This is a genomic window from Caldichromatium japonicum (assembly GCF_011290485.1).
In the GTDB taxonomy this organism is placed as follows: domain Bacteria; phylum Pseudomonadota; class Gammaproteobacteria; order Chromatiales; family Chromatiaceae; genus Thermochromatium; species Thermochromatium japonicum.
Genome location: NZ_CP048029.1, coordinates 2511722 through 2537383, shown reverse-complemented (window position 1 = coordinate 2537383; position 25662 = coordinate 2511722). Strand labels below are relative to the sequence as shown.

Sequence of the window (25662 nt, the reverse complement as noted above, 5' to 3'; positions counted from 1 at the left end):
CCGCCGGCGCAGGGGCAGGGCCTCAGGGATTCAAAAGGCCCTGAAGGATGACCAGGGCCTCCTCATAGTCGAACGACTGGATGGCGCGCTCCAAGCGCTCTGCCCCCTGCCCGAAGGCGTGATAGAGCGCAGACCGGTATTCAGCAAAGAGGTGGTTGGCGCGCGTATCATGCTTGGACAACAGGTTGGCAAGTCGATCCAGACCTGCACTCAGGCTCTCCAAGCCGACGGCGTTCTGGACGGCGTTCTGGGTTTCGACCTGGCCAAGGCACCTGAAATGTTCGCCAAGCGTCCGCAACGCCCCATTCAGATCCTTGACCAGTCCCTGAAGTTCATCTTCTAGTCGGCCGGCACGCACTGCCTGCTCTAGCTTTTGGGCCTGTGCGTGAATCGCCGTGGCACCGAGATTGGCGGCGATCCCCTTGAGCTGGTGTGCCTTTTGCCGCAGTGTCTCCAGGTCACCGCTGGCGAGCGCCGCAGTCAGTCGTTTCTCTTCATCAGGCAAGGCGGCAGCGAAACGTTGCAGTAATGAACGATAGAGCTCGAGATTGTCTTGTAGATGCGCAAGTCCCTGATCCGCATCCAGGCTGGGGATCGCGCGTAGATCGGACCAAGCGGCGTGCTCCGGCGACCCAGGTGGGCGAGGGGTGGTATTGGGTTCAGGCACCCTGCCCGGCAACCAACGGGCAATGACCTCGGCTAGGCGGGCTGGGATGATCGGCTTGGTGAGATGATCGTTCATGCCGGCATCTAGACAGTCCCGGCGGTCGCTGGCAAAGGCATTGGCAGTCATGGCCAGGATCGGTAGGGCCTGATATTGGGGATGAGCGCGGATAGACCTGGTAGCGGCAAGCCCGTCCATAACGGGCATCTGAACATCCATCAGGACCAGATCGAATGGTTCGTGCAACACGGCATCCACCGCCTCCTGACCATTGGCGACCAATCTCACCTGGGCACCGCTTGACTCGAGCAGGGCCTGGATCATCTCCTGATTGAGCGCATTGTCCTCGGCAACCAGGATGCGGACACCGGTAAGCCTAGGTGCACCTGCCTGAGGGCCTGAGCGGGCGATACCAGAGGGTGCGACCACTTCGGTCTGACCTAGGTCACCCCCCTTGCCGATTGGGATCTCAAACCAAAAGGTGCTGCCAAGCCCAGGTTGGCTCTCGACCTCGAGCCGCCCGCCCATCTGTTCGACCAGCCGCTTGCAGATGGCCAGCCCCAGTCCAGTACCGCCATAGCGTCTGGCAATGCCGGTCTCGGTCTGTTCAAAGGGCCTAAAGACCCTTTGGAGCTGTTCTGGGGTCATGCCGACGCCGGTGTCGCGCACCGTCCAGCGGACCCACCAATTCGCGGGCGGCATCTCCTGTTCCCCCAGGGTGTGGGCGGTCAGTTCGATCCAACCGCGCTCAGTGAATTTGACTGCGTTGCTCAGCAGGTTCAGCAGCACCTGACCGATACGTACGCTGTCGCCGTGCAGACACGGCGGCAGCCCCGAGAGGTCGATCCGCAGATCCAGGCCCTTGGCCTGGGCCTGTTGGGCGATCATGTCGATCACGCGACCGATCAATTGCTCGGGGGCAAAATCATGGGGGTCGAGACGGAGTGCGCCCGCCTCGATCCTCGACAGATCGAGGATATCGTTGATGATCTGCAAGAGATGCCGGGCGGCATGATTGAGCTTATTGATCCAGGCAGATTGCCGCGGGCTTAAGGGTTCTTGCTCAATGAGATGGATATAGCCGAGGATGGCATTCAACGGGGTGCGGATCTCATGGCTTATGTTCGACAAAAAGACGCTTTTGGTGCGGTTGGCGCTTTCGGCCTCGGACTTGGCGGCAGCAAGCTCGGCGGTGCGCGCCGCGACCAGGTCCTCGAGATGATCGCGATAGGAGGCGAGCTGCTGCTCCAGCTCCAGGCGCTCGGTGACATCCTGCACCGTCCCTAGGGCCTCGACCGGCTGACCGCTTGCATCGCAGAGGATCTCAGCGCGTTCCTCGACCCAGCGGATGCCGTGCGGGGTGTGGATGCGATGGGTGACCCGATAGGGCTGACCGGTCAGTGCCTCATCCCAAGCCCGATCGACCAGCGAACGATCGTCGGGATAGATGTAGGAGTCGACAAGCTCGGGCGTGGGCGGGATCTCTTTGGGCATCCCAAAGATGCGAAACGCCTCGCGCTCGCGGTTGAGCAGGGCGATGCCAAACTGGGCAGCGACCTGGCAGGCGAATTGGATCTCATCCGCATACCAGGTATGCGCCGGGTCGGGGTGGACGAGACAGAGCAGACCGCGCGGGGCAGTCCCTGAAAGGATGGTACAGGCGAATGCCGAGCCGGCTCCGGTCAATCCCAGCGTACGCTGGAGCCCGCTTAATGAGTGAGATTCAGAATGTATCTCATGGCTATCGAAATGGCGATAGCTCTGGAGGATCTCGCGCCAGGTCTGCACACCACTCTGCCTTAGGACGAGGCCGTTGGTATGCTGCCCTGTCTGGGCGTGGTAGCGGTCGAGGCATGTCAGCGCATCTCTATCCTCGTCCAACAGCCAGAGCGAGACTTGGGCATATCCAAAATGCTGGGCGATCGATCCGGTGATCGTGCACGCATAGGTTGCAATATCGCCTGCGTTCGCTGCAGGTGCCAGGCTGAAGGTGCGGATCAGCTCGTCTTGGATGCGCAGACGTTCAATGCGGGCATGCTGTTCGCGTTCGCGGCGTTTGCGGGACGTAATGTCGTGCCAAATGGCGGCGATCAGCCGTTGTCCCTGATGTTGCACAGGGGAGAAATGGATGGCGACCTCGTGGATCTTGCCGTTTTTGGCGCGATATTGGGTCTCGAGATAAGGCAAGGCACCGCTCAGTATGGCCTTAAGCTGCTGAGGATCGGGCGCAGCCAGCAACTCCTCAAATCTGGTCTGGGTGAATGATGCGGCCTCATAGCCCAGGCTGCGGTAGGCAGCGGTGTTGAAATCGACCAGGCGTCCGCTCGCCGGCTCGATCAACACCAGCCCATCGGCCATCTGCTCGAAGATGGCCTGGATCAGACCCTCGCGCTCGGCAAGCTGGCGTTGTTTGTGCCGGCGATCGAGGAATTCAGCCAACCGCCGGGTGAGCGCCCCGAGCAATACATGCTCCTCGAGCAAAAAGGGCGCATTTGGATCGAGTGGGGCGGTACGATAGGCGAGGGTGAGGCTGAGCGGTTTACCGGCAGCGGTCTGCTCACGTGCCTGGATCATCCATTCCGTGACCCTAAAGCCAGGGGTTGCCAGCTGTAGCTCCTCTGACCAGTCGATCTGGATCTCAATCAGAGATGAATCGCGTATGCCGGTCATGATGACCGGCAAAAGGCGCGCGAGCACCTCCTCGATCGGATCGGTATCGTTTTCGGTCAGGCGCAAGACCTGATTGAGACAGGCCAGCTCCTTGATCCGCTTATCTAGTTGGCTGCGTTTGCGATTGAGTGCCTGGATGAGGCGCTGATGTTCGGTCAGGTCGCGCACGATGGCGAGCAAACGCGTACCTTCGGGCAGACGGCAAAAACGCGCCTCGTAGTCGCGCGGCCCATCCGGCATCCGGAGATAATAGCGGACGCCGACTGCCTCGCCACCCTTGCCTATCGAATCGATCTGGGCCTGGATCGGTTCGCCCGCTTGGGGCGGAAGCACCTCCTCTGGCCTCTTGCCGATGAAGTGCTCGGGTCTTGCATAGAGACTTTTCTCAGGCCCGTGAAACCCCAGAATGGAGCCGTCTTCGTCGAGAAAAAAGATTAAATCCGTTTGTTTTCGCAAGAGGTCCATGGTGCCGCTTACAGATTGCGCTCCTGTTTAGTCCTGCCGGATCGCAAAAGAAACCTTATAACGGTGTTCTGTTTCAGGTCATGCAATTCAAGCGTCAGGAAGCCCATCAAAAAAATCGACCAGACCGCTGTCTAGGTTATATTCAGCGCCGATGACGATGAGCCCATCCTCGGCGATCAGCCTTTCGATGATCGCCGAGCCGTGGCGCAATTGGTTGGCCGAGGCGCGGATATTGGCGCGCACAGCGGCGCGATGTAGCGCCGAGCGGTTATGGCGCAGCTCGGTCTCGACCAACGGCAGGACCGCGGGTTTGATCCGCTCGACGATCGAGGCGATATGGCGTGAGTCGCTGTCCTCACCTGCGACGAGTGACTCGAGGGTGGCATCGATGGCACCGCAATGGATATGGCCCAGGACCACCACCAGGCGGGTGCCATAGCGCGAGACTGCAAACTCGACGCTGCCGATCTGCGAGGGCGCAACCACATTGCCGGCCACGCGGATCACGAAGAGATCGCCCAGCCCCTGATCGAAGAGGATCTCAGCCGGGGCGCGCGAGTCCGAGCAGCCCAGGATCACGGCAAAGGGTCTTTGCCCGGCGCTGAGTTCAGCCCGGCGCTGATAGGTGAGCAGGCGGTCTAGGCTAGTGAGGTTCTGGGTAAAGCGGCGGTTACCCTCGCGTAGGCGTTCCAGGGCCTCCCAGGCCGAACAGGTCTGAGCGGATCGAGACATCGGAGACTCCCTTAGAGGACGATTGGTTTGAATAGCGATTATCGGCGTGAGCGCGTCCCCTGTCATCTTGTCTGTAGGCCCTTCGGCACCCCTCAGACCCTTCAAGCCCGCGCAATCCCTGTGCTGTGGCTCAACGACGCGGAGTCTGCGCAGCAGAGATAGGGTTTGGGCCGATAGCCAGGGATCAAAATGGCCTTGGCCAGTTCAATAGGGCGGACGGCATGGCGCTCGGCGATCGTCTTGAGGGTTTCATTGATCTCTGCCTCGATCCCGAGAGTCTTGAGGTGGGCGCGGGCCCTCTCTGGTATCAGGCCCTGGTGCTCGGCGAAGTCGGCGAGCGTCTTGGCACCCAGGCCGCTTCCGGCCAGTTGCGCCTCGATCGCGGCTGGATCTCGGGCGGCAGGTGGCCCATTGGGGATCAGGGCGAAGAGCGCAGCAGGGGTCATGCGATTGGCGCGGGCGATGTTCTCGAGGGTGGTATTGGCGTCATCGAGCTCAATCCCCGCCGCGCGCCAGGTAGCCACTGCCTCATCGAGGATAAAGCCCGCCCGCTGGGCGAGGACCGGCAAGGGGCTGGCCTCGGCGCGCGGATAAGGGGGCTCACCGCCCCTTGGCCCAATCGTTGAGTGTAAAGAGCCAACTGATCGGCGGTACCGGATAGAGGGCACCGAGGACCAACAATAGGGCCAGGGCGAGCGAGGCGATGGATTCACGCTTGAACTCGAGATGGCCCTGGACACGCTCGGCAAGATAGTGGGTCAAGGGCCGCCAATTGAAATAGAGATAGAGGGCGCCGCTGAGGATGAAGACTGCACCAAACAGGATGTGAAGATGGGTCCAGGATTCTCGGTCAAGCCCTGCTAGCTGCCAGAAGGTCCAGTGGGCGACCCGCCCGTGCGGGATGACATAGAGTACAGCGCCGGTCAGAGTTAGAACGATAAACGACCAACTGACCAGGAAGGCGATGAAAGCGCGAACCGGATGGGTGTTCTTCAACATCGTATGGCCGTTTGGTGAACGCCTGGGGGCTGACGGGGCCAAATGCCAGCCGCTGATTTTTTGTGGATTCCGGCTGTCGTCGGGATGGCGGTTGTGGGTTTCTCGGGCAGTAGGGTACGCAATGCGCACCTTAACTATTAATCCGAAACCAATGAACTTGTATTACGCGGCATCATGGAGCTTGGGATGCTGGAAGTAGCGCATGATGCGTTGGGGGGAATTGAGAAGGCGGCGCAGGTGGCTGACGGTCGCCTTCTTCAGATCGTCCTTGGTGCGGGAGGGCGCCTGCGCGGTGATGGTGGCCTTGAGCATCTCGTTGGGGTTCAGTGCCGGGCTGTAGGGGGGGAGGGAGGAGGCCTCGATTTGATTGGCGCATGCAGCCAGCCAGGCTTTGACCGGCTTGGTGTGATGCACGCGCAGGTTGTCGAGGATGAGGAAGATCTTCTTGCCCCTGGCGTCCTTGACGAGCCGCTTCATGAAGTCGATCAGGATGTCGGCGTTCATCGCCCCCGCGAACGCCTTCCAAGGCACCTTGCCGCGGTTGGTCAGCGTCGAGATCACCGACAGGCCTTCGCGACGGTGCGTGACGCGAATCTCGGACGTCTTGATCGCCGGCGCATAAGAGCGCCCGCGCACCTCGTCCGAGCGCAGCCCCGTTTCATCGCCCCAGTGGATTTCGGCGCCCTCGGCCTTGGCGCGCCGGGCAATGTCCGGGTAGATCTCCTCAAGCCACGTCTTGCCCGCCGGCGGGCTTTGCTCATAGGCGCGCCGAATCGGTTTCTGGGGCGTCAATCCCCAGCGCGCCATGTACTTGCCCTCCCCCTGCGGCCTGAGCTCGATGCCAAAACAGCCGAGGATCAACTGCCGCACCGCCTGCCGGCTCCACAGCGCAAACGGCAGCTTCAGCTGATCCGGTGTCCCGTCGCACATGAGCTTGCGTATCTGGGCGTCCTGCTCCGCCAACAGCGCCCGCTTCTCACCCACCTTGCGCCCACCCCCTTGCCCTTGGGCCCCTTCGCGCCCATAGCCTTTGCAGATGTCGAACACCCCTGCGCCCAACAATCCCCTCTGCGCGCCTATCGCTTCATACCTCCAGCCACGCCGCTGCTCTTCGCGCGCCGCAAACGACAGCAATCTCATGTCTCGTCTTTCCATGCCCACGACATCAGGACAGCTCACTCAATTTCAAAAGCATGTGTTTCTTATCAAGAAGCAGGATGCGCATTGCGCACCCTACCGCCTGGCGTTTGCCCCTTGAGCCCCCAGGTACTCACCAACCGCTCATAGAGGGCGCGGTCGCGGCTGACAGCCCCCCGCTGGGTGATGATCTGGGCGGCAAACGACTGGGCGCGTTCGATGAGCCATTCCAACGGCCAGCCTTGGATCAGACCGAGCAGGGCGACGGCAGCAAAGGCGTCACCGGCACCGACCGTATCGGTGAGGTTTGCGACCGACGGCGGGGACAAGAAGACGGGACCGGTCTCGGCGGTCAGACCCAGCGCCCCCTCTGGACCCAGGGTGACGATCAGTCCAGAGAGCCGGTAACGCGCAAGCAGGCGCATGGACTGTTCGGCGAGGGGGAGGTCTAGATCCTCGGCGAGCGCGCGCAGTTCATCGCGGTTGAGCTTGACCCAGTGGGCACCGTCAAGGAGGATGTGGGCCTCTGGGAGCGACCACCAAGGGTTGCGCATATTGACATCACAAAAGACCAGGCCGGCGTTTCGTCTGAGGAGCTTCAGGGTCTGCGCCGAGATCGGACTGCGCAGGGCCAAGGTCCCATGATAGAGCAGGGCACCTGGCCGGATATCCATCGGCGGGCGGATGTAGTCATAGGCCCGCTCAGGCAAGATGTGATAGCTGGGTTCACCAGCCTCGAGACTGACCTGGACGGCGCCGGTAGGACGCTCGGCGTCGGTTTGCAGGCATGAGGTATCCAGCCCCCAAGCGCTCATCTCGGCGCGGATCAGCTCGCCTTCGAGATCGGATCCGACGGCGCTGATCAGGCGCGGACGCAGACCAAAGCCGGCCAGATGCCAGGCGACATTCAAGGGCGCCCCCCCAAGTACCCGCTGCCCATCCGGAAAATGATCGAATAAGACCTCGCCGAAGATCTCGATGTCTGATGAGAGGTACGCCATACCTGCCTCTCCCTAGATGTCTTGATTAAGACTGGCCATCCATGGCTTCCCCAACGGACCGATGCTGTTTCATCGCGGTTCTGTGCTAGAGGTCGAACACTTACTCACCAGTTGTGGCTCGATATAGGTGCGTCTGAATTGTTGACAACGATCGAGATATTCACGGGTGCTCTTGGGCATGGGGACGCGTGCGCGGACGATGAAGCCGATCAGATCGGTGCCATCGCGCAAGAGCCGTGCCCCCTCGACGGCCTCATGGACATCGATCGCCTCATAGGCAGGGGGCAGGTTGGGTTCGATATTGCGCACATGCTCACTGGCAACGACATAACGCGGCCAGATCGTAAACAGCTCTGGATCGGAGCCGAGGGTCTCGCATTTGGATTTGGCGGCTATATTCAATTCATCCAGTCGCGCATCCAGACCAACGATCTGCTGGCTGCCGGCAAAGGTGGTTTTCATGGCGCTGGTAATCCGGTCGATATCGTGCATGGTCATGGCGATCTTGAGATAGCGGCTCGCATAAAAGGCCTCGATCGGCATCGAGAAGGCCTTGAAGGGTTCGCCCCAGAGCTCATCGATTCCCTCGTCACCACCACGATGACGGACCATCTTGCCCAGTTCGAGCGCCTCGATCAGACAGTGTCCGCACTCACGCATCAGGGCGTGATCGGGCGGGATCTCGACGCCGGCGGCTTGAAGATCGACCAGGCTATTGAAGATATCAGCTGCGCGATTGAACAGGGCCCCGGCCAACATGGCCCCATTGACCCGTTTACGCTCGGTGTCTGTCTCGGCCTCATAGGCGGCGCGCGCCTCTTTGAGGCGCGACCCGGGGATATTGATCCCGGGCTCGACATGGCTGAACAAACGGTGGGTGAGGGCCTGGATGAGTTGGCGCCTGGCTGCGGGGCTGTCGCGCGGCGGCTCGTAATATTTGATCCAATAGCCGTCATAATAGATGCGCATGACGCCGTCGATCTCGCGTTTGCTGCCATTGAGAGGAGACTGATACATGCCGCGCATCGCTATGGGTTCTTTCAAAACATCCAAGTCTAGGCCATGAGGTGCTGGATGAACCCGCTGGGACGTAAGGACTCAGCCCGCTCGGCTGCTTCGTTGCCGTCGGGGACGGTGGCTCAATGGAACCTCGGGCGTGGATTCAACATCTCTGGATGTTCACCATGCGCATTCAAGACCGTTTAACTCCGATCATGCTAGCGCTTTTGGTATGGGGGTTCGCTGGGGCGTTGTTCGGGGCCCTTTTTACGGGCTTACATCGCATCCTACTGGTTGGAGGGCTACATGCCTGGTTGGCGCTGATCGCAGCAACCACAGCGGCGGCGATGACGACCACCGCCTTTTATAGCGCGATGCCGATCGCTCTGGTAGGTTCCATGGCAGGTGTTTTGACCTCGATCGGTTATCTGATCATCAGCGGATATGAGATCGAGCTCCTGAAGCTCGCTGAGCTCGCGGGTGGCATCGGTCTATTGGCCGGTGGATTTTACGCCTGGATCATACCAGGTGGCAGCCGCCCATTGGCCGAGACCATTGCCGGACTGATCGCAGGCGTCCTGGCCGGTTTCATCCTCAGTCTGATCGTGCATCTCATCGATCTCGGGGTCTTTGTATTGGCGGCGGGGGTCGTCGCCTTGGTGGGTACCCTCTTTGAGCTGCTCGATCAAGCGGTGATCGGCTGGGGCAGACGCTGGCTGCCTGGGCTCATCTCTGCCCCCCTGGTGGCTGGCTTGATTGCGGCGATCGTCGGCGGGGGGATCTGGCTTCTCAGTGGCTCTGCCGCTAGTGGCCTAGATACGCGCACCGAGACAGCGATTGCCTTGGTATTGGCCGACATCCCACCTGGTTTACTCGGTGGCCTGTGCGGTGGGGCGATCACCAGCGTCATCCTCGAGCTTTTTGGCTTTCATCTCGAGGATCAGATCTAATCGAGGATCAGATCTAAGCAAGCACTGATTCATTCGCAGCTACAGGTCGGAGGCTGCGTATCCTGCTGATATTTCTGGATTCCAGCTTTCCCCAAAGTCGCTGATTCAGATTTCCCTAAGCGGTTGACACCGATCGCAACCGGTGAGGCGGTTTCCCATGGTCTAAAATCGCACTGGATTAAAGGGGATTGTGCCTAGGATTAGGGTGAGCCATGAGCTGCTATGACCCGTCTCAACATCATCCACTAGGAGACAAAAACGATGATTCAGCTATTGCTTGGCCTTGTGATTGGGGTTGTCATTGGTTGGAATTGGCCGCAGCCGGCCTGGGCACGGTCGTTACAAGAGCGCTTCGTCAAGCTGGTGCGTACGCCCGAGCCTCGGGATTGAGGCGGTGGCCTATACGTAATACTCAACCTCACCACCATTTGCTGGCCCCTGGGGCGCTTGCGATGAGGGAGTGGTCACCTGTGAGGTAACAATCATGATCAATGCCCTTGCCCAAGGTTTGCTGGGAGGCGCCCTGATCGCTACATGTTCGGGGGGTCTCAGCGCCGGGCCTTTGCCGATAGGATTCGTCTATCTGCGGGCAATCGCCCCCGAGATCGCCCAAGAGATGCGTTATTTCGGCCCCTTCAACTTCGTCGGCAGCCCGATCGACGGCTATGAGGCGCCGGAATGTATCCTGACCCAGGCAGCGGCTGAGGCATTGAAGGCAGTACAGGCCGAGGCGCAGCAAGCCGGACTACGGCTGAAGGTGTTCGATTGCTACCGACCTGCGCGGGCGGTGGCGCATTTCGTCCGCTGGAGCCAAGATTCCGCCGATCAGCGGATGAAGGTTGCGTTTTATCCGCACGTCGACAAGGCGGATTTTTTCCGGCTGGGTTATGTAGCCGAACGTTCAGGCCACTCGCGCGGCAGTACGGTTGACCTCATCTTGGCATCCCTGACAGCCGCGGATGAGCGTGCCACCCCGTCCGCCGATCAACCCTTGGTCGATTGTACGGCGCCCTTTGCCGAACGCTATCCAGACAGCGATCTGGACTTTGGAACGGGCTTCGATTGCATGGACCCGCTCTCACACCCAGACAACGATCAGGTCTCAGCTGAGGCCCAGGCCAATCGGGCCCGCCTCGCCGACCTGATGATGCGCCATGGTTTCAAGCCCCTGGCCGAGGAGTGGTGGCATTTCACCCTGAAGGATGAGCCCTTCCCCGAGACCTATTTTGACTTCCCCGTCAGTGCGCCCGACGGCGGCTAGGGTTTCAATTCGTGCCTTGCGCCGGGCAGCGCAAGGCATCGCTGACAGTGCTCAGCGCGCGGTCAGAGCGGCAAAGGTCTCGGCGGCAGCGGCGAGCGTCGCCTGGATGTCTTCATCCGTATGGGCGCTAGAGACAAAGCCGGCCTCAAATGCGGAAGGTGCCAGATAGACACCGCGCTTGAGCATGCCGTGGAAAAAGGCCTTGAACTGCTGGATGTTGCAGCGGGTCGCCTGCTCGTAGTTGGTCACCTGCTCGTCGGTGAAAAAGATCCCAAACATCCCGCCGACCTGATTGGTGGTGAGCGCCACCCCCGCTTGGGCGGCGCGTTCCTTGAGTCCATCCATGAGGGTTTGCACCTTGGCTGAGAGGCGGTCGAAGAAACCGGGCTCAGAGATGAGTTCGAGCGTCTTCAACCCCGCCGCCATGGCGATAGGGTTGCCTGAGAGGGTGCCAGCCTGATAGATGGGTCCGAGCGGGGCGAGCTTGGACATGATCTCCCGCTTGCCGCCAAAGGCCCCAACCGGCATGCCGCCGCCGATCACCTTGCCCAGTGCCGTCATGTCGGGCCTGACCCCGTAATACCCCTGGGCACCGCCGAGCGCCACCCGAAAGCCGGTCATGACCTCGTCAAAGATCAGGACTGCGCCATACTGGTCGCAGACCTCGCGCAGACCCTCCAGAAATCCGGGCAGGGGAGGGATACAGTTCATATTGCCGGCCACCGGCTCGACGATGATACAGGCGATCTCTGCGCCCATCTTGGCAAAGGTGTCGCGCACCTGATCCAGGTCGTTGTAACGCAGGGTGATGGTGAGCTCAGCCAGGGCCTTGGGCACGCCCGGGGAGCTCGGCTCACCCAGGGTCAGGGCACCCGAGCCGGCCTTGACCAGCAATGAGTCGGCATGGCCGTGATAACAGCCCTCGAACTTGACGATCTTGTCGCGTCCGGTGTAGCCGCGCGCCAGACGCAGGGCGCTCATGGTGGCCTCGGTGCCTGAACTCACCATGCGCACCAAGTCCATGCTGGGGACCAGCTCGCAGACCTTATCGGCCATCCGGGTCTCCAATTCGGTGGGCGCGCCAAACGACAGACCCATGCCCAAGCGTTCGCGCACCGCCTCCACCACCGCCGGATGGGCATGCCCCAGGATCATCGGCCCCCAGGAGCCGACATAGTCGATATAGCGTTGGCCATCGACATCGAAGAGATAGGCCCCTTCGGCGCGTTCGAAGAACACGGGCTCGCCACCCACCCCGCGAAAGGCGCGCACCGGCGAGTTGACCCCGCCTGGGATATGGCGTTGGGCGGCAGCAAACAGCTCTTGGGATCGGGTCATTGCGATCGTTCTCCTCAGTTGTCAAATAGGTCGGCATAGGCGCGAGCGGCCGCCGCGATGTCGGGCTGACTAAAGAGACCGCTGACGACCGCAAGCAGATCGGCGCCTGCAGAGATCAAAGAGCCGCCATTGTGTGGCGTGATGCCGCCGATCGCAACCAGGGGCAGACGAAGCCTCAGGCGCGCCTGGGTCAATAGGCAGAGATCGGGGCGTACCGCGTTTGGCTTGGTGGATGAAGGGAAAAAACTCCCGAAGGCGACATAGCTCGCCCCAGCATCTTGAGCCCATTCGGCGCGGGCGAGCTGGTCATAGCATGAGACCCCGATGATCGCCTCTTCGCCCAACAGGCGACGGGCAAGGAGTGGGCCAGGGTCACCGCGCCCAAGATGCACCCCATCGGCTGCGAGCTCGGCTGCGAGCTCAAGGTCATCGTTGATCAGCAAAGGGACATCGGCGGCGCGGCACACCGCGAGCAGCCGCTCGATATAGCGCCTGCGTCGCTCAGAGCCGCTGTGTTTATCGCGATATTGAATAAGACGCGCGCCGCCCTGGATGGCGAGCGCCACCTGTTCGGTAAGCCGCTCGGGTTCTGGCGGCGGGTCTGGGGTGATGGCGTAAAGACCGCGCAGTTGGGGGGTATAGGGGGTGTGATTCATGGTGCTTGCTGACTTGGCTAATGGAGGGAATTTGACATCCCCTCCGCCTTGAAGGGCAAGGCTTATCGTGCATTGGTCAATGATCCTGGGGTATGGGTGGCATACCCTATAGAATATCCAGGCGGTTCGGGGTCGATTGACAACGCCCGGTCTGGATGGCCGCAGCCAAGGAGCGCCAGGTATACTCCTGAGCTGCGGCGACGGCCTCGCTCATCTCCTGTCCCCGGGCGAGGCGCGCCGCGATCGCCGAGGCGAGGGTACAGCCCGAGCCGTGATACTGGCCCGCCAGTCGCGGCCATTCCCAGGTCTGCTCGGAGCCATCAGCGCCAAATAGCCGATTGACGACACTAGGGGTGTCGGCATGGGTGCCGGTGATCAGGACCCAGCCGACGCCAAGCTCAAGCAGGCGCTCGGCGCAAGCTTCAACCGCTTGCGCCCCGCTTAAGGCCTGAGCCTCGGGGAGGTTGGGGGCGATCAAGCGGCAGCAGGGGATGAGCCGGTCGCGCAGGGCAGCGATGAGCTCGCGGTCGGCGACCGACTGCCCGGCACCGCTTGCAAGCACCGGGTCCAAGACGATCGGGACCTCGGGCAATGAGGCGCTGAGCTCAGCGAGCGCCAAAGCGATCGCCGCCATGCCGATCAGCCCGATCTTGAGCGCTTGCGGGGGGCTATCATCGAGCAGCCTTAAGCAATGGGCTATGACATGCTCGGGCGGCTGGGGGTGCAGGCGATACAGCCCACAGGTATCCTGTTCGGTGAGCGCCGTGATCACGGTTAAAGGGAAGGCCCCCTGAGCACGGACGGCCTCGGCATCGGCGATGATCCCCGCCCCGCTGCTCGGATCATGACCGCCGATGCATAGGACGCGGGTGAGCTGAAGATCTAGGCCCATTGTCCGTGTCTCTTATCCCCTTCGCCGAGCGCTCGGCGATCCCGAAATAGACCTCCATGCCTCTTGGGGCACGGATGGACGCTCGAGTGTCTTTCAGCGAGAGCTGACATGAATCGCTATCAGTGTGTTGTTTGCGGTTGGATCTATGATGAGGCCCAGGGTTGGCCGGATGACGGTATCGCCCCGGGGACCCGATGGGAAGAGGTCCCTGCGGACTGGAAGTGCCCCGAGTGCGGCGCCGGAAAAGAGGACTTTGAAGAGTTCGACCTCTAAAAACATGGCGATGCCATTTGCATATCTGCAATCTGTCATCGAATCGACTAAACTCTCCGGCATGGACGCCATCATTTCTATTGAACGAACGGCAGCGCGCCCGCAAATTTCCCCTGAATTCATCGCGAATGCGCGCCGTTATTGCGAACTCATCGAGAGCCGCGCGACCAGCCAAGGGCTGTGGCTGGTGCGCATTTCTGAGCTGTTGCCAAGATTGCATGCCAGCATCAGCGCGCTTTTGGTTCAGTGCCGGGAGGCGACTCTGACCGTCCTTCCTGAACCTGTCGATCTCGATGCGCGCTTTGAACTCTTTAGCCAACTTCGCGCAAGTCTCGCCGATCGCGATGCCTATTGGCTCGAGTTCGATACCTTCGGCGAAGGGATGGCTGCCATGACGGGGAGTCTGGCTGATGACCTCACCGATATCTACTGCGAGCTCAAACAGGGTTTCCAGATATTCGAGAGCGATCCTGGCCAAGCGGCAGCCATCTGGGCCTTTGGTTACGAGCAACACTGGGGACAGCATCTGGTCGATGCGGAACGCCATCTGGCCATGCTCGAGGCCCAGTCGCGCCTGCGTCTGTCGGTCTGACCGATTGTTATCTGGTATCGATCGGCCCTTTTCTGTTAATCTCAACAATATTCTTGGTTTTTAGGCGCGCTTTGAGGAGGCGAGAGATGTCATTGGCGCTGACGGATGCGGATCTGAGCTTGACTGAGTCGGCCCGTCTCAAGATAACTGATCTGTTACACGAGGTCGATGACAGCATCCAGGGCGTGCGCGTTTATGCGACCGCCGGCGGGTGTAGTGGGATCAGCTTCGGGATGACCTTCACCGATGTGATCTACGAGGAAGATGGCGTCTTGTCGCTGGAGGGCTGCAAAGTCGTGGTAGATGATGGCACGCTTGAATATCTGCGTGGCGTTGAGATCGATTTCATCGATCGCGGCGACGGTCAAGCCACCTTTATCTTTAACAACCTGCCCCAGATCGGCGGGGGGTGCGGTAGTGGGTGCGGGTCCTCTGGCGGCGGTTGCTGCTGAGGGTGGCGAGGGACCAGCATGATCCGCGTCGGGATCGTCGGCGGGACCGGTTATACGGGTGCAGAGCTTCTACGTCTGCTGGTGCAGCATCCGCAGGCGAGGCTTGCTGTCATTACCTCGCGCGCCGAGGCGGGGCAGCCGGTCGCAGAGCTTTTCCCCCATCTGCGCGGTCATTTAGATTTGAGCTTCAGCGAGCCTGATATTGAGTTGCTTGCGACCTGCGATCTGGTGTTCTTTGCCACCCCCAATGGCACTGCCATGCGGATGGTGCCGGAGCTGCTTGCTCAGGGTGTTCGTGTCATCGACCTAGCCGCAGACTTTCGGCTCAAGGACCCTGCAGAATGGGAACGTTGGTATGGCATGCCCCATGGGTGTCCCGAGCTCCTCGCCGAGGCGGTCTATGGCCTGCCAGAGGTCAATCGCGCGGCGATCCGTACGGCCCGACTGGTCGCCAATCCGGGGTGCTATCCCACTGCTATCACGCTGGGATTTCTCCCCCTCGTGGAAAGCGGCGCTATCGATCCCACCTGGCTGATCGCCGATGCCAAGTCAGGGACGAGCGGCGCCGGACGCAAGGCCGAGATCGGGTTGTTGATGGCCGAGGTCGGTGAGAGCTTCAAGGCCTATGCCGTCAGCGGTCATCGTCATCTGCCCGAGATCTTGCAAAATCTCAGGCTCTTTGCCGGCGCCGAGGTAGATCTGACCTTCGTCCCTCATCTGGTCCCCATGATCCGCGGGATCGAGGCCACCCTCTATGCCCGCCTGATTAATGAAGGGCAAGACTTGCTTGGGCTTTATCAAGACCGCTATGCCGGTGAGCCCTTCGTCGATGTCATGCCGCGCGGCACACCCGACACCCGCTCGGTGCGCGGTTCAAATCACTGCCGGATCGCGGTAGCCCGCCAAGGACGGACAGTGATCGTGCAAGCCGTGATCGATAACCTGGTTAAGGGTGCAGCGGGTCAGGCAATTCAGAATATGAATCTGATGTTCGGATGCAATGAAGGCCTTGGTCTGAATACCCTTGCCTTGTTGCCCTGAGCGATCCCTGTTCGGTACGCAGTAACCGGCAGGGGTTGAAGATCGGTCCAGGAAGACATATCTACCGCCTTCATAACCCGCTACGTTTGTAGCCGCAACGGCGGCTTAGAGGATTGATTTTGCTTCATTTGTTTGGATGAACTGGCCCTTGGAGGCAGTATGAACGTCTTAACTGAACAGGCTCCCCCTCTCGTGTTCACCTCATCCGCAGCGGCTAAGGTTGCCGAGCTGATTCAAGAGGAAGGTCATCCCGGCCTCATGTTGCGCATCTATATCCAAGGAGGTGGATGCTCTGGTTTTCAGTACGGTTTTACCTTTGAAGAGGCCGTCCAGGAGGATGACACCACGGTTGAAACTGATGGTATCAAACTGTTGATCGATCCTTTGAGTCTGCCCTATCTCGTGGGTGCCGAGATCGACTATACCGAGGGATTACAGGGGGCCCAGTTCGTCATCCGTAATCCAAACGCGACAACCACCTGCGGGTGTGGCTCCTCGTTTTCAGCGTGAATCTGCCCTGTTTGGCAAAGGCGTGTAACGGCCAGTCTGGGCCGCTACACCCCACAAGGTCCAATCTGATTCCCTCCAGACCTTTGGCCTTTTATTGATCCGAAACCAATGAACTTATATTACGCGGCATCATGGAGCTTGGGATGCTGGAAGTAGCGCATGATGTGTTGGGGGGAATTGAGAAGGCGGCGCAGGTGGCTGACGGTCGCCTTCTTCAGATCGTCCTTGGCGCGGGAGGGCGCCTGCGCGGTGATGGTGGCCTTGAGCATCTCGTTGGGGTTCAGTGCTGGGCTGTAGGAGGGGAGGGAGGACGCCTCGATTTGATTGGCGCATGCAGCCAGCCACGCCTTGACCGGCTTGGTGTGATGCACGCGCAGGTTGTCGAGGATGAGGAAGATCTTCTTGCCCCTGGCGTCCTTGACGAGCCGCTTCATGAAGTCGATCAGGATGTCGGCGTTCATCGCCCCCGCGAACACCTTCCGACGCACCTTGCCGCGGTTGGTCAGCGTCGAGATCACCGACAGGCCTTCGCGACGGTGCGTGACGCGAATCTCGGACGTCTTGATCGCCGGCGCATAAGAGCGCCCGCGCACCTCGTCCGAGCGCAGCCCCGTTTCATCGCCCCAGTGGATTTCGGCGCCCTCGGCCTTGGCGCGCCGGGCAATGTCCGGGTAGGTCTCCTCAAGCCACGTCTTGCCCGCCGGCGGGCTTTGCTCATAGGCGCGCCGAATCGGTTTCTGGGGCGTCAATCCCCAGCGCGCCAAGTACTTGCCCTCCCCCTGCGGCCTGAGCTCGATGCCAAAACGGTCGAGGATCAACTGCCACAGCGCAAACGGCAGCTTCAGCTGATCCGGTGTCCCGTCGCACATGAGCTTGCGTATCTGGGCGTCCTGCTCCGCCAACAGCGCCCGCTTCTCACCCACCTTGCACCCACCCCGCTTGTCCTTGGGCCCCTTCGCGCCCATAGCCTTTGCAGATGTCGAACACCCCTGCGCCCAACAATCCCCTCTGCGCGCCTATCGCTTCATACGTCCAACCACGCCGCCGCTCTTCGCGCGCCGCAAACGACAGCAATCTCATGTCTCGTCTTTCCATGCCCACGACATCAGGACAGCTCACTCAATTTCAAAAGCATGTGTTTTTTATCAATAATGCAAAACAATATGGGGAATGCAAAACAATATGGGGTTTCTGGGAGGTGTTGCCGGTCAAACCGGATAGGCCGGGCGCGAACCAAGGATCGGCCCAGGGTCTTACTGAGGGCCAGCGCGCTGGGCATCGTGCAAAAACCATTGCCCCGGCATCTGCCTATGCCTTGCGCGCAGCTAGGAGGCGTAGGTGTCCAGCGGGTGGATCGATCCGGATTTCGGCCTACGCCGGAATGACGTGGCCGGCTTGTGCCGAAATGAGCCAGGAGGTGTGTTGCGCGATGACTTGATGAGCGCCGAGGCGAAGGGTCCGGCGCTGTCTCCGCGTCCACTGCGCGTTTTGGGCTGGGCATTGCAGATGCCTTTATCGCCGCCGGTAGATCAGGTCGCGCACCGGATGCCCCAGGCGCTCGGCGCGTTGCTCGAAGCGGGTTAGAGGGCGATGGGCAGGGCGATGGGCGTAATAGCCTGGGCCAGCGGTGTTGATGAACCAATCGCTGGCATCGTCGAGCAAGGCCAGCATCTGCTCGGCATAGGGAGGCCAGTCGGTGGCGGCGTGAAAGATCCCGCCTGGACGAATGGCGCGCGCTAAAAGCTCGATCAGCTCGCGATTGAGGATACGGCGCTTGTGATGGCGTTTCTTCGGCCAGGGATCGGGGAAAAAGAGCTGGACCCTATCCAACGCCGCCGGGGGTATCCCGTGGCGAAGCAGCTCGACGGCATCTTGGCGTAACACGCGTAGATTGTTCAGACCCCGCCGCTCGATCTCGAGCAACAGATGTCCGATCCCCGGGCGATGGACCTCGATCCCGAGCCAGTTGCGTCCTAAATCCTGTTCGGCCATGGCGGCGAGGGACTCGCCGTTGCCAAAGCCGATCTCTAAAACCACCGGTCGGTCGTTGCCAAACAGGGCAGAGAGATCCAACACCTCTCCCGGCGTCCAGTCGATCCCGAAATGCGGCCACAGGGTCGCAAAGGCGCGCGCCTGGGCAGGGGTTAGTCGGCCCTCCCGCAAGACAAAGCTGCGGATTAGCCGCTGGGATCGCCCCCCTGTCTCATCCAGGCGTCTCTCTACTACGCCCATGCCGCCCACCGGGCTCAAAAAAACAGCCCCTCGAGGGGTGAGGAGGCGGAGGCGAAGCGTCTCGGCGGCATGCGCCCTGCCAGGAATGCCTCGCGCCCTGCCTCGACGGCCTTACGCATGGCGCTGGCCATGAGCACAGGGTGCTTAGCGGCGGCGATGGCGGTATTCATTAGCACCCCATCGCAACCGAGTTCCATCGCCTGGGCCGCATGCGAGGCGGTACCCACCCCGGCATCGACCAGGATCGGGACCTTGGCGTTTTCGACGATGGTCAGGATATTGAGCGGGTTGCGGATGCCTAGACCAGAGCCGATGGGTGCAGCGAGCGGCATCACCGCAACACAGCCGATCGCCTCGAGCTCGCGGGCGACCACCGGATCATCATTGGTATAGACCATGACCGCAAAGCCGTCCTTAACCAGGATCTCGGCGGCCTTGAGGGTCTCAAGGACATTGGGGAAGAGGGTCTTTTCATCGCCTAGGACCTCGAGCTTGACCAGGTTATGGCCATCCAGGAGCTCGCGCGCCAGCCGACAGGTACGCACCGCGGTCTCGACGTCATAACAGCCTGCGGTATTGGGCAGGATGGTATAGCGCTCGGGGGGAAGGACATCGAGGATATTGGGCTCGTCGCGGTTCTGACCGATGTTGGTCCGGCGCACGGCGATGGTGACGATCTCGGCGCCGCTCGCCGCGATGGCGCGCGCGGTCTCGTCGAGGTCTTTGTATTTGCCTGTGCCGACCAACAGGCGCGAGCGATAGGTCTTGCCGGCGATGATGAGCGGATCAGAAAGCGGTGTTGACATGGATGGACTCGATGGGATGCTGCACAAACAGGGATAGGGTCGATGGGGTGACGGTCTTTGGGCCTAACCGCCCCCGACGGCCTGGATGATCTCGACCTTGTCGCCAGCGGCCAGCCGGTGCGCGGCGAATTGGCTGCGCGGGACCAGGGCAGCATTCACCTCGACCGCGATGCGCCGACCTGCAAGGTCCAGCGACTGGATGAGTTCCAGGAGGCACAGCCCCTCATCGACCTCATGCGATGTGCCGTTGAGAAAGATCTGCATATCCAGGTTGATCCTCGATTGATGAACAGGATAGCGCTTTCAGCGGACCTGGCTGGCCTCTTGGCCGAGCATCTCAGGCGTGACCAGGGTCACCCCGCCCTCGCTGACATAAAAACCGGCGCGCCGGTCGGCCTCGGGATCGACGCCGATCTGCATCCGCGGCGGGATACGGCAGAAGCGGTCGATGATCGCCTTGCGGACGATACAGTAGCGTCCGACCTCCACGTCCGGCAGGATGACAGACGCGCTTACCTGCGCATACGAGTTGACGCGGACGTTTGAAAAGAGCAGGGAGTGGCGTACTGTTGCACCCGAGATGATGCAGCCGCCCGAGACCATTGAATCGACCGCCATCCCGCGCCGGTCGTCGTCATCGAAGACAAACTTGGCCGGCGGGAGTTGCTCCTGATAGGTCCAGATCGGCCATTTGGCGTCATAGAGGTTCAATGGCGGGGTGACACCGATCAGTTCCAGGTTGGCCTCCCAGAAGGCATCGACGGTCCCGACGTCACGCCAATAGGCCTGGCCACCGCTGCGCGGGTCGCGAAAGAGATAGGCCATGACCCGATAGTATTTGATCACATTGGGGATGATATCCTTGCCGAAGTCATGGCTCGAGCCGGGGGTTTGGGCATCTTTATAAAGTTGTTCAAATAAAAAATCGCGGCTAAAGACATAGATTCCCATCGATGCCAGACAGCGACCAGGTTGATCCGGCAGGGTCTCGGGATGTTCAGGCTTTTCGACAAAGCGACGTACCCGGCCATCGCCGTCGATTCCCAGTATACCGAATGCAGAGGCGCGCTCGGCATCGACCTCGATGCAGGCGATGGTCATATCGGCGCCGCTCTCGACATGATGGGCGATCATGGTGCCATAGTCCATCTTATAGACATGATCGCCGGCCAGGATCAGGACATATTCGGGATCGTGATCGCGGATGATATCCAGGTTCTGGAATACGGCGTCGGCGGTTCCAGCATACCAGGCGGTCTCAGCGACCCACTGCTGGGCCGGCCAGAGCTCCACGAACTCGCCGAACTCGCCGCGCAAAAAACCCCAGCCCTTTTGGATATGGAGGATCAGCGAGTGGGCCTTGTACTGGGTCAGCACCCCGATACGCCGAATGCCGGAATTGATGCAATTGGACAATGGAAAGTCGATGATGCGGAACTTCCCACCGAAGGGGACAGCGGGCTTGGCACGCCAGGCAGTCAGATGCTTCAGTCTCGATCCGCGCCCCCCTGCGAGGATCAGTGCCAGGGTATTGCGCGTCAGACGGCTGACGAACCTTGGGCTGGCGTAGGGCATGGTTCCCTCCTGGGTGTCAATGAAGACGCGGGGACTCGCTCAGGCGGCGCTATGATACCATTGAGTACAGTCGGTCGAATCCCAGAGGCAGCGAGAGAAATGGTCAACGCGACAGGCCCCGCCAAACTTCCAGAACCGCTCAAGCGTATCATCGAGGCACGTCATCATGACCCCTTTGAGGTCTTGGGACGCCATGAGGAGGATGGCCGTGTCATCGTTCGCGTCTTTCTGCCGCTGGCCGAACAGGTCCGTTTGGTCGAAGCCGATGCCTGGATGCAGCGCATCGAGGGGACGGATTTCTTCGTCTGGGAAGGCGATGCCGTGGCCCTGCCCAAGCGTTACCAGATCGAATGGGTGGATGCCGCTGGCGAGCGTCAGCTCCAGTACGATCCCTATTGTTTTCCCCCCTTGCTTGGCGACCTTGACCTCCATCTGTTCGGCGAGGGCCGGCATTGGCATATCTATCGCGTTCTGGGGTCGCACCTCGCCGAGGTTGAGGGCGTGCGGGGTGTGCGTTTTGCAGTCTGGGCGCCCAATGCCGAACGGGTGAGTGTGGTCGGCGACTTCAATGCCTGGGATGGGCGGACCAACCCGATGCGGGTACGCGGCAGTTCGGGGGTTTGGGAGCTTTTCATCCCCGGTCTCGAGCCGGGTGGCTATTACAAATACGAGCTGCGCGACCGCTTCACCCATATCCATCTCAAGATCGACCCCTATGCCCAGTGCTTTCAAGAGCGCCCGCATACAGCCGGGTTGATTGCCATGGATAGCAATTACCGCTGGGGGGATGGGGATTGGATGGCAGCGCGCGTCAAGGTCAACTGGCAGAGCCGCCCGATGTCGATCTATGAGGTCCATCTGGGTTCTTGGCGGCGCGCACCCGATGGCGGTTTTCTCGATTATCGCACCCTGGCCCATGAGATTGCTGACTATGTCAAGCAGATGGGCTTTACCCATATCGAGCTGATGCCAGTCACCGAGCACCCGTTGGATGCCTCCTGGGGCTATCAATGCACCGGTTATTATGCCCCGACTTCGCGTTTTGGCGCCCCGGATGATTTTCGTTATTTTGTCGATTATTGCCATCAGCAAGGTATCGGTGTGCTCCTCGATTGGGTACCGGCACATTTTCCCAAGGATGCCTATGCCTTGGCGCGTTTCGATGGCACGGCACTCTATGAACACGAGGACCCGCGGCTCGGCGAGCACAAGGACTGGGGGACGCTGATCTTTAATTTCGGGCGCAATGAGGTCAAAAACTTCTTACTGGCTAGCGCGCTGTATTGGCTGGAGGAATTTCATGTCGATGGACTGCGCGTCGATGCCGTGGCCTCGATGCTGTATCTGGATTATTCACGTGCGGCAGGCGAGTGGATCCCTAACAAATATGGCGGGAACGAAAATCTCGAGGCTGTCGACTTCTTGCGCGAGCTCAACACCATTACCCATGAGCAGTTTCCCGGCACGCTCATGATCGCAGAAGAATCGACCGCCTGGCCGGCGGTTTCACGCCCGACCTATCTCGGCGGGCTGGGGTTTAGCATGAAATGGAACATGGGCTGGATGCATGACACCCTGGCCTATATGCAAAAGGACCCGATCTATCGCCATTTCCATCATGATCTTTTGACTTTCGGCCTGCTTTATGCCTTCAGCGAAAACTTTGTCCTACCGTTTTCGCATGACGAGGTGGTGCATGGCAAAAGATCGCTCCTCGATAAGATGCCGGGTGATCCCTGGCAGCGGTTTGCCAGCGTGCGCCTGCTGTATACTTATATGTTTGCCTATCCGGGCAAAAAGCTGTTATTCATGGGTTGTGAGTTTGCCCAGGGTCGCGAATGGAATTTCGCCGGCCAACTCGATTGGGATCTTTTAGAGCGTCCCCAGCATCAGGGTGTCCAACGCCTGCTCGCCGATCTCAACCAGCTTTATATCAAGCTCCCCGCTTTACATGAGGTCGATTTCGAGGCCGCCGGCTTTGAATGGATCGACTGTCATGACAGCTCGCAATCGGTCCTGAGCTTTTTACGCAAGGATCAGTCAGGCAAAAGCTGGGTGGCGGCAATCTTCAATTTCACCCCGGTCCCGCGCACCAATTATCGCATCGGTGTGCCCGCCCCCGGCTTTTATCGTGAGGCGATCAATTCGGACTCGGAGGTCTATGGGGGGAGCAATATCGGCAATCAGGGCGGGGTGACCGCCGAGGCGGTGAGCTGGATGGGCCGGCCCTATTCGTTGCTCATTGCCCTGCCGCCGCTGGCCGGGCTGATCCTGGTCCATGAGCCGCAGACCCAGACATCGATTGCCGCCAAACCGATCAAGGCCAATGTCTTGCCGTTGGAGGCCCAAGCCGAGACCCAAATGACCGAGGCGCCTCGGTCCGACGCCGATTGAAGGTTGTCCCTTGCTGCCCTTGCCACTGGGGCTGTCGCCCGAAGGTGCGCTGCCCCTAGGGGGCAGCCCTAAGGGCATAGGGCAGGGCGCTAGCCCTAAACGCTGAAAAATCTCCTGTCGTTATTCTCGGGAAAGTTGGAATCCAGAAAAATCGCTGAGATGCAGAGGCAGCGGATACAGGGCTGCGAATTCATCAGCGTTTCCCTAAAACCAAGCGAGCGGGTCCTCGTCGGGTGCAGGCCGCAGGCCAGGCTGGTCGATGAACAGCCGGTGCCAGATGGCAAACTGCATCAGCCCAAAGAGTTCGCGGCCCCCGCCGCGCCCAGCTTGGCGGGCCGCGATCAGCTCGGGGATCGCCTCGACGCGAAACCACTGCTGGATGCCGGGGTTTGCCATGAGTCGCCGCCCGACCGCCTCAGCCCGCTTGCCGCTCAGCCAATCGCCGACCGGGACATGAAATCCGCGTTTGGGGCGATCGAGATGTCCAGGCGGTAGACGCGGTTCGGCCCAGCGCCGAAGCAGCCACTTCCCTTCCCCTTTCTGGACCTTGAGGGCATCGGGCAAAGAAAGACCAAACTCGACGATTCGGTGATCGAGAAAGGGCACCCGTCCCTCGAGCCCAAATCCCATCAACATTCGGTCGGTCTTGACCAGAAGATTATCGGGGAGGGCAGTGGCCAGGTCGGTATATTGCCGGCGCTGAAGATCTGACCAGTTTGGGGGTGTGGCACGCCAGGCCCTTAGGACAGGCGCTCGGTCAGCCTCGGCAACTGCCTGGAGCTCGGGGCCAAACAGATGCTTAAGCCAGCGCCCGGCCCATTGACCCCGTGTGCGAAAGCCGCCGCTGCCGGGGGCGAAAAACGACTTTAACAGACGTTCGATCAACGGGGGGCGATAACGCCCATAGCCGGCAAAGACCTCATCACCCCCTTCGCCGCTAAAGACCACCTTGAGCCTATCGGCTGCGGTCTCGGCCAGGATCGAGGTCGGCAGACAGGCATAGTCGCGCATCAGCTCGTCGGCACACCAGACCGTATAAGGCAGACGCCTGAAGAGCTGCGGCGGGTCGAGTGTCAGAGCATGGTGTTCAAACCCGAAATGCGCCGCGACGCGCTCGGCCTCGGCCAGTTCATCTGCCAGCCTGGTTCCGCGATATCCCACCGAATAGCTCTTGATTCGCCCAACGCCCTGTTCGGCGAGCTTGGCCGCCAGGACCGCTGAATCCAGGCCGCCGGAAAGAAACAGACCGAAGGGAACATTGGCGCGTTGGTGCTCGCGCATGCTGGTATCAAGCAGGCGATCGAGCTCGTCTAGGGCCTCGTCCGCCTCCATCCGGCGTGGCTCAACGCTTAGGGCCGACCAGTAGCGCTGGACACGGATATGGAGCGCGTCATCGATCACCAATACCGCCCCCGGGGGGACGCGGCGGATGCCGGCGATTAGGGTCTCGTCGCCGCTGGCGAACTGGTTTTGTAGGAACTGACGCAACGCGCCTGCCTGGATCTGAGGGCTGTGATCCAAGGCGGGGAGCAAGGCCTTGAGCTCGGAGGCAAAGGCGAGGCGATCGGCCAGGCGGACATAAAACAGCGGCTTGATCCCTAGCCGGTCGCGCCCCAGGATCAGCCGCTGGCTGCGCCCGTCATACAGGGCGAAGGCATACATGCCGCGGAGTCGCTCCAATGCATCGAGCCCCCAGGCGGCATAGGCGTTGAGGATGGTCTCCGAATCCGAGGCGGTGCGCGGTTGGATACCCTGGGCACGCAGTTCGGCGTTGAGCTCGACATAGTTATAGACCTCGCCATTGGCGACCAGGGCCAATTGGCCATCTGCCGAGACCAGCGGCTGATGACCGCTGTCTAAACCGATGATCGCCAGCCGCGTTTGGACGAGGCCGACCGGCCCTTGGCAGTGGGTCCCGCAGTCGTCCGGGCCGCGATGTCGCAGTTGCTCCAGCATGCGCTGCAAAAACCCGGTGTCGGGGTGCAGCCCGGAGCGGTAGAGACAGCCGGCGATGCCGCACATC

General features: G+C 60.7%; 24 protein-coding genes and 1 pseudogene. 9 read left to right on the top strand and 16 right to left on the bottom strand.

Annotated features, from left to right (window positions below):
* Positions 1-22 precede the first annotated feature (22 nt).
* The 7 genes from GWK36_RS12340 to GWK36_RS12310 all read right to left on the bottom strand — a co-directional run bounded on the left by GWK36_RS12340 (position 23) and on the right by GWK36_RS12310 (position 8685).
* A complete protein-coding gene (locus GWK36_RS12340) occupies positions 23-3799 on the bottom strand; it encodes an ATP-binding protein (RefSeq protein ID WP_166271500.1) in 3777 nt (1258 codons plus the stop codon).
* An 87-nt stretch (positions 3800-3886) separates the two neighbouring features.
* Entirely contained in the window at positions 3887-4531 is a 645-nt protein-coding gene (locus tag GWK36_RS12335) for a carbonic anhydrase (RefSeq protein ID WP_166271498.1), read from the bottom strand.
* 101 nt (positions 4532-4632) lie between these two features.
* Positions 4633-5100 (bottom strand): hypothetical protein, encoded by a 468-nt coding sequence (locus GWK36_RS12330; RefSeq protein ID WP_166271496.1) that lies wholly within the window; start codon positions 5098-5100, stop codon positions 4633-4635.
* A gap of 31 nt (positions 5101-5131) precedes the next feature.
* Positions 5132-5530 carry a DUF4405 domain-containing protein gene (locus tag GWK36_RS12325; protein ID WP_166271494.1) on the bottom strand — a complete coding sequence of 133 codons (399 nt, stop codon included), beginning with the start codon at positions 5528-5530 and terminating at the stop codon, positions 5132-5134.
* 162 nt (positions 5531-5692) lie between these two features.
* Complete coding sequence (locus GWK36_RS12320) at positions 5693-6685, bottom strand: IS630 family transposase (protein WP_166271492.1); 993 nt, start codon at positions 6683-6685, stop codon at positions 5693-5695.
* A 50-nt stretch (positions 6686-6735) separates the two neighbouring features.
* Positions 6736-7668 carry a PfkB family carbohydrate kinase gene (locus GWK36_RS12315; RefSeq protein ID WP_166271490.1) on the bottom strand — a complete coding sequence of 311 codons (933 nt, stop codon included), beginning with the start codon at positions 7666-7668 and terminating at the stop codon, positions 6736-6738.
* Positions 7669-7737: 69 nt separating this feature from the next.
* The gene (locus GWK36_RS12310) at positions 7738-8685 is read right to left on the bottom strand and encodes a hypothetical protein (RefSeq protein ID WP_166271488.1); all 948 of its coding nucleotides are present in this window, start codon (positions 8683-8685) and stop codon (positions 7738-7740) included.
* 167 nt (positions 8686-8852) lie between these two features.
* On the opposite strand from GWK36_RS12310, the gene GWK36_RS12305 reads away from it, so the two are divergent.
* The 3 genes from GWK36_RS12305 (at position 8853) to GWK36_RS12300 (ending at position 10878) form a co-directional block, all read left to right on the top strand.
* Positions 8853-9617 carry a spermidine synthase gene (locus GWK36_RS12305; protein ID WP_166271486.1) on the top strand — a complete coding sequence of 255 codons (765 nt, stop codon included), beginning with the start codon at positions 8853-8855 and terminating at the stop codon, positions 9615-9617.
* A gap of 261 nt (positions 9618-9878) precedes the next feature.
* Positions 9879-10007, top strand: coding sequence for a hypothetical protein (locus GWK36_RS15720; RefSeq protein WP_281352057.1), 129 nt, complete (start codon positions 9879-9881; stop codon positions 10005-10007).
* 94 nt (positions 10008-10101) lie between these two features.
* Positions 10102-10878 (top strand): M15 family metallopeptidase, encoded by a 777-nt coding sequence (locus GWK36_RS12300; RefSeq protein ID WP_166271484.1) that lies wholly within the window; start codon positions 10102-10104, stop codon positions 10876-10878.
* Positions 10879-10929: 51 nt separating this feature from the next.
* Here the strand turns inward: GWK36_RS12300 and hemL are convergent, their stop codons facing one another.
* The 3 genes from hemL to thiD all read right to left on the bottom strand — a co-directional run bounded on the left by hemL (position 10930) and on the right by thiD (position 13764).
* The gene (hemL, locus tag GWK36_RS12295) at positions 10930-12216 is read right to left on the bottom strand and encodes a glutamate-1-semialdehyde 2,1-aminomutase (RefSeq protein ID WP_166271482.1); all 1287 of its coding nucleotides are present in this window, start codon (positions 12214-12216) and stop codon (positions 10930-10932) included.
* Between the two features lie 14 nt (positions 12217-12230).
* A complete protein-coding gene (thiE, locus tag GWK36_RS12290; protein WP_166271480.1) occupies positions 12231-12872 on the bottom strand; it encodes a thiamine phosphate synthase in 642 nt (213 codons plus the stop codon).
* 106 nt (positions 12873-12978) lie between these two features.
* Positions 12979-13764 carry a bifunctional hydroxymethylpyrimidine kinase/phosphomethylpyrimidine kinase gene (gene thiD / locus GWK36_RS12285; protein WP_166271478.1) on the bottom strand — a complete coding sequence of 262 codons (786 nt, stop codon included), beginning with the start codon at positions 13762-13764 and terminating at the stop codon, positions 12979-12981.
* A gap of 108 nt (positions 13765-13872) precedes the next feature.
* On the opposite strand from thiD, the gene GWK36_RS12280 reads away from it, so the two are divergent.
* The 5 genes from GWK36_RS12280 to erpA all read left to right on the top strand — a co-directional run bounded on the left by GWK36_RS12280 (position 13873) and on the right by erpA (position 16632).
* Complete coding sequence (locus GWK36_RS12280) at positions 13873-14037, top strand: rubredoxin (protein WP_166271476.1); 165 nt, start codon at positions 13873-13875, stop codon at positions 14035-14037.
* A gap of 10 nt (positions 14038-14047) precedes the next feature.
* Positions 14048-14629 (top strand): DUF5063 domain-containing protein, encoded by a 582-nt coding sequence (locus GWK36_RS12275; protein ID WP_246237557.1) that lies wholly within the window; start codon positions 14048-14050, stop codon positions 14627-14629.
* An 86-nt stretch (positions 14630-14715) separates the two neighbouring features.
* Complete coding sequence (locus GWK36_RS12270) at positions 14716-15081, top strand: HesB/IscA family protein (protein WP_166271474.1); 366 nt, start codon at positions 14716-14718, stop codon at positions 15079-15081.
* A gap of 18 nt (positions 15082-15099) precedes the next feature.
* The gene (gene argC / locus GWK36_RS12265) at positions 15100-16122 is read left to right on the top strand and encodes an N-acetyl-gamma-glutamyl-phosphate reductase (RefSeq protein WP_166271472.1); all 1023 of its coding nucleotides are present in this window, start codon (positions 15100-15102) and stop codon (positions 16120-16122) included.
* Between the two features lie 159 nt (positions 16123-16281).
* The gene (gene erpA, locus GWK36_RS12260; protein ID WP_166271470.1) at positions 16282-16632 is read left to right on the top strand and encodes an iron-sulfur cluster insertion protein ErpA; all 351 of its coding nucleotides are present in this window, start codon (positions 16282-16284) and stop codon (positions 16630-16632) included.
* 119 nt (positions 16633-16751) lie between these two features.
* On the opposite strand, the pseudogene GWK36_RS12255 reads toward erpA, so the two are convergent.
* The 5 genes and pseudogenes from GWK36_RS12255 to glgC form a co-directional block, all read right to left on the bottom strand.
* Positions 16752-17727 (bottom strand): annotated as a pseudogene (locus tag GWK36_RS12255) (IS630 family transposase).
* Between the two features lie 417 nt (positions 17728-18144).
* Positions 18145-18864, bottom strand: a complete 720-nt coding sequence (gene trmB / locus GWK36_RS12250; protein ID WP_166272703.1) for a tRNA (guanosine(46)-N7)-methyltransferase TrmB — start codon at positions 18862-18864, stop codon at positions 18145-18147.
* Positions 18865-18878: 14 nt separating this feature from the next.
* Positions 18879-19670, bottom strand: a complete 792-nt coding sequence (locus GWK36_RS12245; protein WP_166271468.1) for a thiazole synthase — start codon at positions 19668-19670, stop codon at positions 18879-18881.
* 63 nt (positions 19671-19733) lie between these two features.
* On the bottom strand, positions 19734-19934 hold the full coding sequence (gene thiS / locus GWK36_RS12240) for a sulfur carrier protein ThiS (RefSeq protein WP_166271466.1): 201 nt from the start codon (positions 19932-19934) through the stop codon (positions 19734-19736).
* Positions 19935-19973: 39 nt separating this feature from the next.
* Positions 19974-21245 carry a glucose-1-phosphate adenylyltransferase gene (gene glgC / locus GWK36_RS12235; protein ID WP_166271464.1) on the bottom strand — a complete coding sequence of 424 codons (1272 nt, stop codon included), beginning with the start codon at positions 21243-21245 and terminating at the stop codon, positions 19974-19976.
* A gap of 99 nt (positions 21246-21344) precedes the next feature.
* Here glgC and glgB point away from each other — a divergent pair, with 99 nt between their 5' ends.
* Positions 21345-23639: a 1,4-alpha-glucan branching protein GlgB gene (gene glgB, locus GWK36_RS12230; RefSeq protein ID WP_166271462.1), complete on the top strand. Its 2295-nt coding sequence runs from the start codon at positions 21345-21347 to the stop codon at positions 23637-23639.
* A gap of 204 nt (positions 23640-23843) precedes the next feature.
* Here the strand turns inward: glgB and asnB are convergent, their stop codons facing one another.
* Positions 23844-25661: an asparagine synthase (glutamine-hydrolyzing) gene (gene asnB / locus GWK36_RS12225; protein WP_166271460.1), complete on the bottom strand. Its 1818-nt coding sequence runs from the start codon at positions 25659-25661 to the stop codon at positions 23844-23846.
* Position 25662 lies beyond the last annotated feature (1 nt).

Coding starts and splice junctions, on each gene's coding strand:
- GWK36_RS12340 (WP_166271500.1), bottom strand. CDS start 3,799: ATGGACCTCTTGCGAAAACAAACGGATTTAATCTTTTTTCTCGACGAA.
- GWK36_RS12335 (WP_166271498.1), bottom strand. CDS start 4,531: ATGTCTCGATCCGCTCAGACCTGTTCGGCCTGGGAGGCCCTGGAACGC.
- GWK36_RS12325 (WP_166271494.1), bottom strand. CDS start 5,530: ATGTTGAAGAACACCCATCCGGTTCGCGCTTTCATCGCCTTCCTGGTC.
- GWK36_RS12320 (WP_166271492.1), bottom strand. CDS start 6,685: ATGGAAAGACGAGACATGAGATTGCTGTCGTTTGCGGCGCGCGAAGAG.
- GWK36_RS12315 (WP_166271490.1), bottom strand. CDS start 7,668: ATGGCGTACCTCTCATCAGACATCGAGATCTTCGGCGAGGTCTTATTC.
- GWK36_RS12310 (WP_166271488.1), bottom strand. CDS start 8,685: ATGTATCAGTCTCCTCTCAATGGCAGCAAACGCGAGATCGACGGCGTC.
- GWK36_RS12305 (WP_166271486.1), top strand. CDS start 8,853: ATGCGCATTCAAGACCGTTTAACTCCGATCATGCTAGCGCTTTTGGTA.
- GWK36_RS15720 (WP_281352057.1), top strand. CDS start 9,879: ATGATTCAGCTATTGCTTGGCCTTGTGATTGGGGTTGTCATTGGTTGG.
- GWK36_RS12300 (WP_166271484.1), top strand. CDS start 10,102: ATGATCAATGCCCTTGCCCAAGGTTTGCTGGGAGGCGCCCTGATCGCT.
- hemL (WP_166271482.1), bottom strand. CDS start 12,216: ATGACCCGATCCCAAGAGCTGTTTGCTGCCGCCCAACGCCATATCCCA.
- thiE (WP_166271480.1), bottom strand. CDS start 12,872: ATGAATCACACCCCCTATACCCCCCAACTGCGCGGTCTTTACGCCATC.
- thiD (WP_166271478.1), bottom strand. CDS start 13,764: ATGGGCCTAGATCTTCAGCTCACCCGCGTCCTATGCATCGGCGGTCAT.
- GWK36_RS12280 (WP_166271476.1), top strand. CDS start 13,873: ATGAATCGCTATCAGTGTGTTGTTTGCGGTTGGATCTATGATGAGGCC.
- GWK36_RS12275 (WP_246237557.1), top strand. CDS start 14,048: ATGCCATTTGCATATCTGCAATCTGTCATCGAATCGACTAAACTCTCC.
- GWK36_RS12270 (WP_166271474.1), top strand. CDS start 14,716: ATGTCATTGGCGCTGACGGATGCGGATCTGAGCTTGACTGAGTCGGCC.
- argC (WP_166271472.1), top strand. CDS start 15,100: ATGATCCGCGTCGGGATCGTCGGCGGGACCGGTTATACGGGTGCAGAG.
- erpA (WP_166271470.1), top strand. CDS start 16,282: ATGAACGTCTTAACTGAACAGGCTCCCCCTCTCGTGTTCACCTCATCC.
- trmB (WP_166272703.1), bottom strand. CDS start 18,864: ATGGGCGTAGTAGAGAGACGCCTGGATGAGACAGGGGGGCGATCCCAG.
- GWK36_RS12245 (WP_166271468.1), bottom strand. CDS start 19,670: ATGTCAACACCGCTTTCTGATCCGCTCATCATCGCCGGCAAGACCTAT.
- thiS (WP_166271466.1), bottom strand. CDS start 19,934: ATGCAGATCTTTCTCAACGGCACATCGCATGAGGTCGATGAGGGGCTG.
- glgC (WP_166271464.1), bottom strand. CDS start 21,245: ATGCCCTACGCCAGCCCAAGGTTCGTCAGCCGTCTGACGCGCAATACC.
- glgB (WP_166271462.1), top strand. CDS start 21,345: ATGGTCAACGCGACAGGCCCCGCCAAACTTCCAGAACCGCTCAAGCGT.
- asnB (WP_166271460.1), bottom strand. CDS start 25,661: ATGTGCGGCATCGCCGGCTGTCTCTACCGCTCCGGGCTGCACCCCGAC.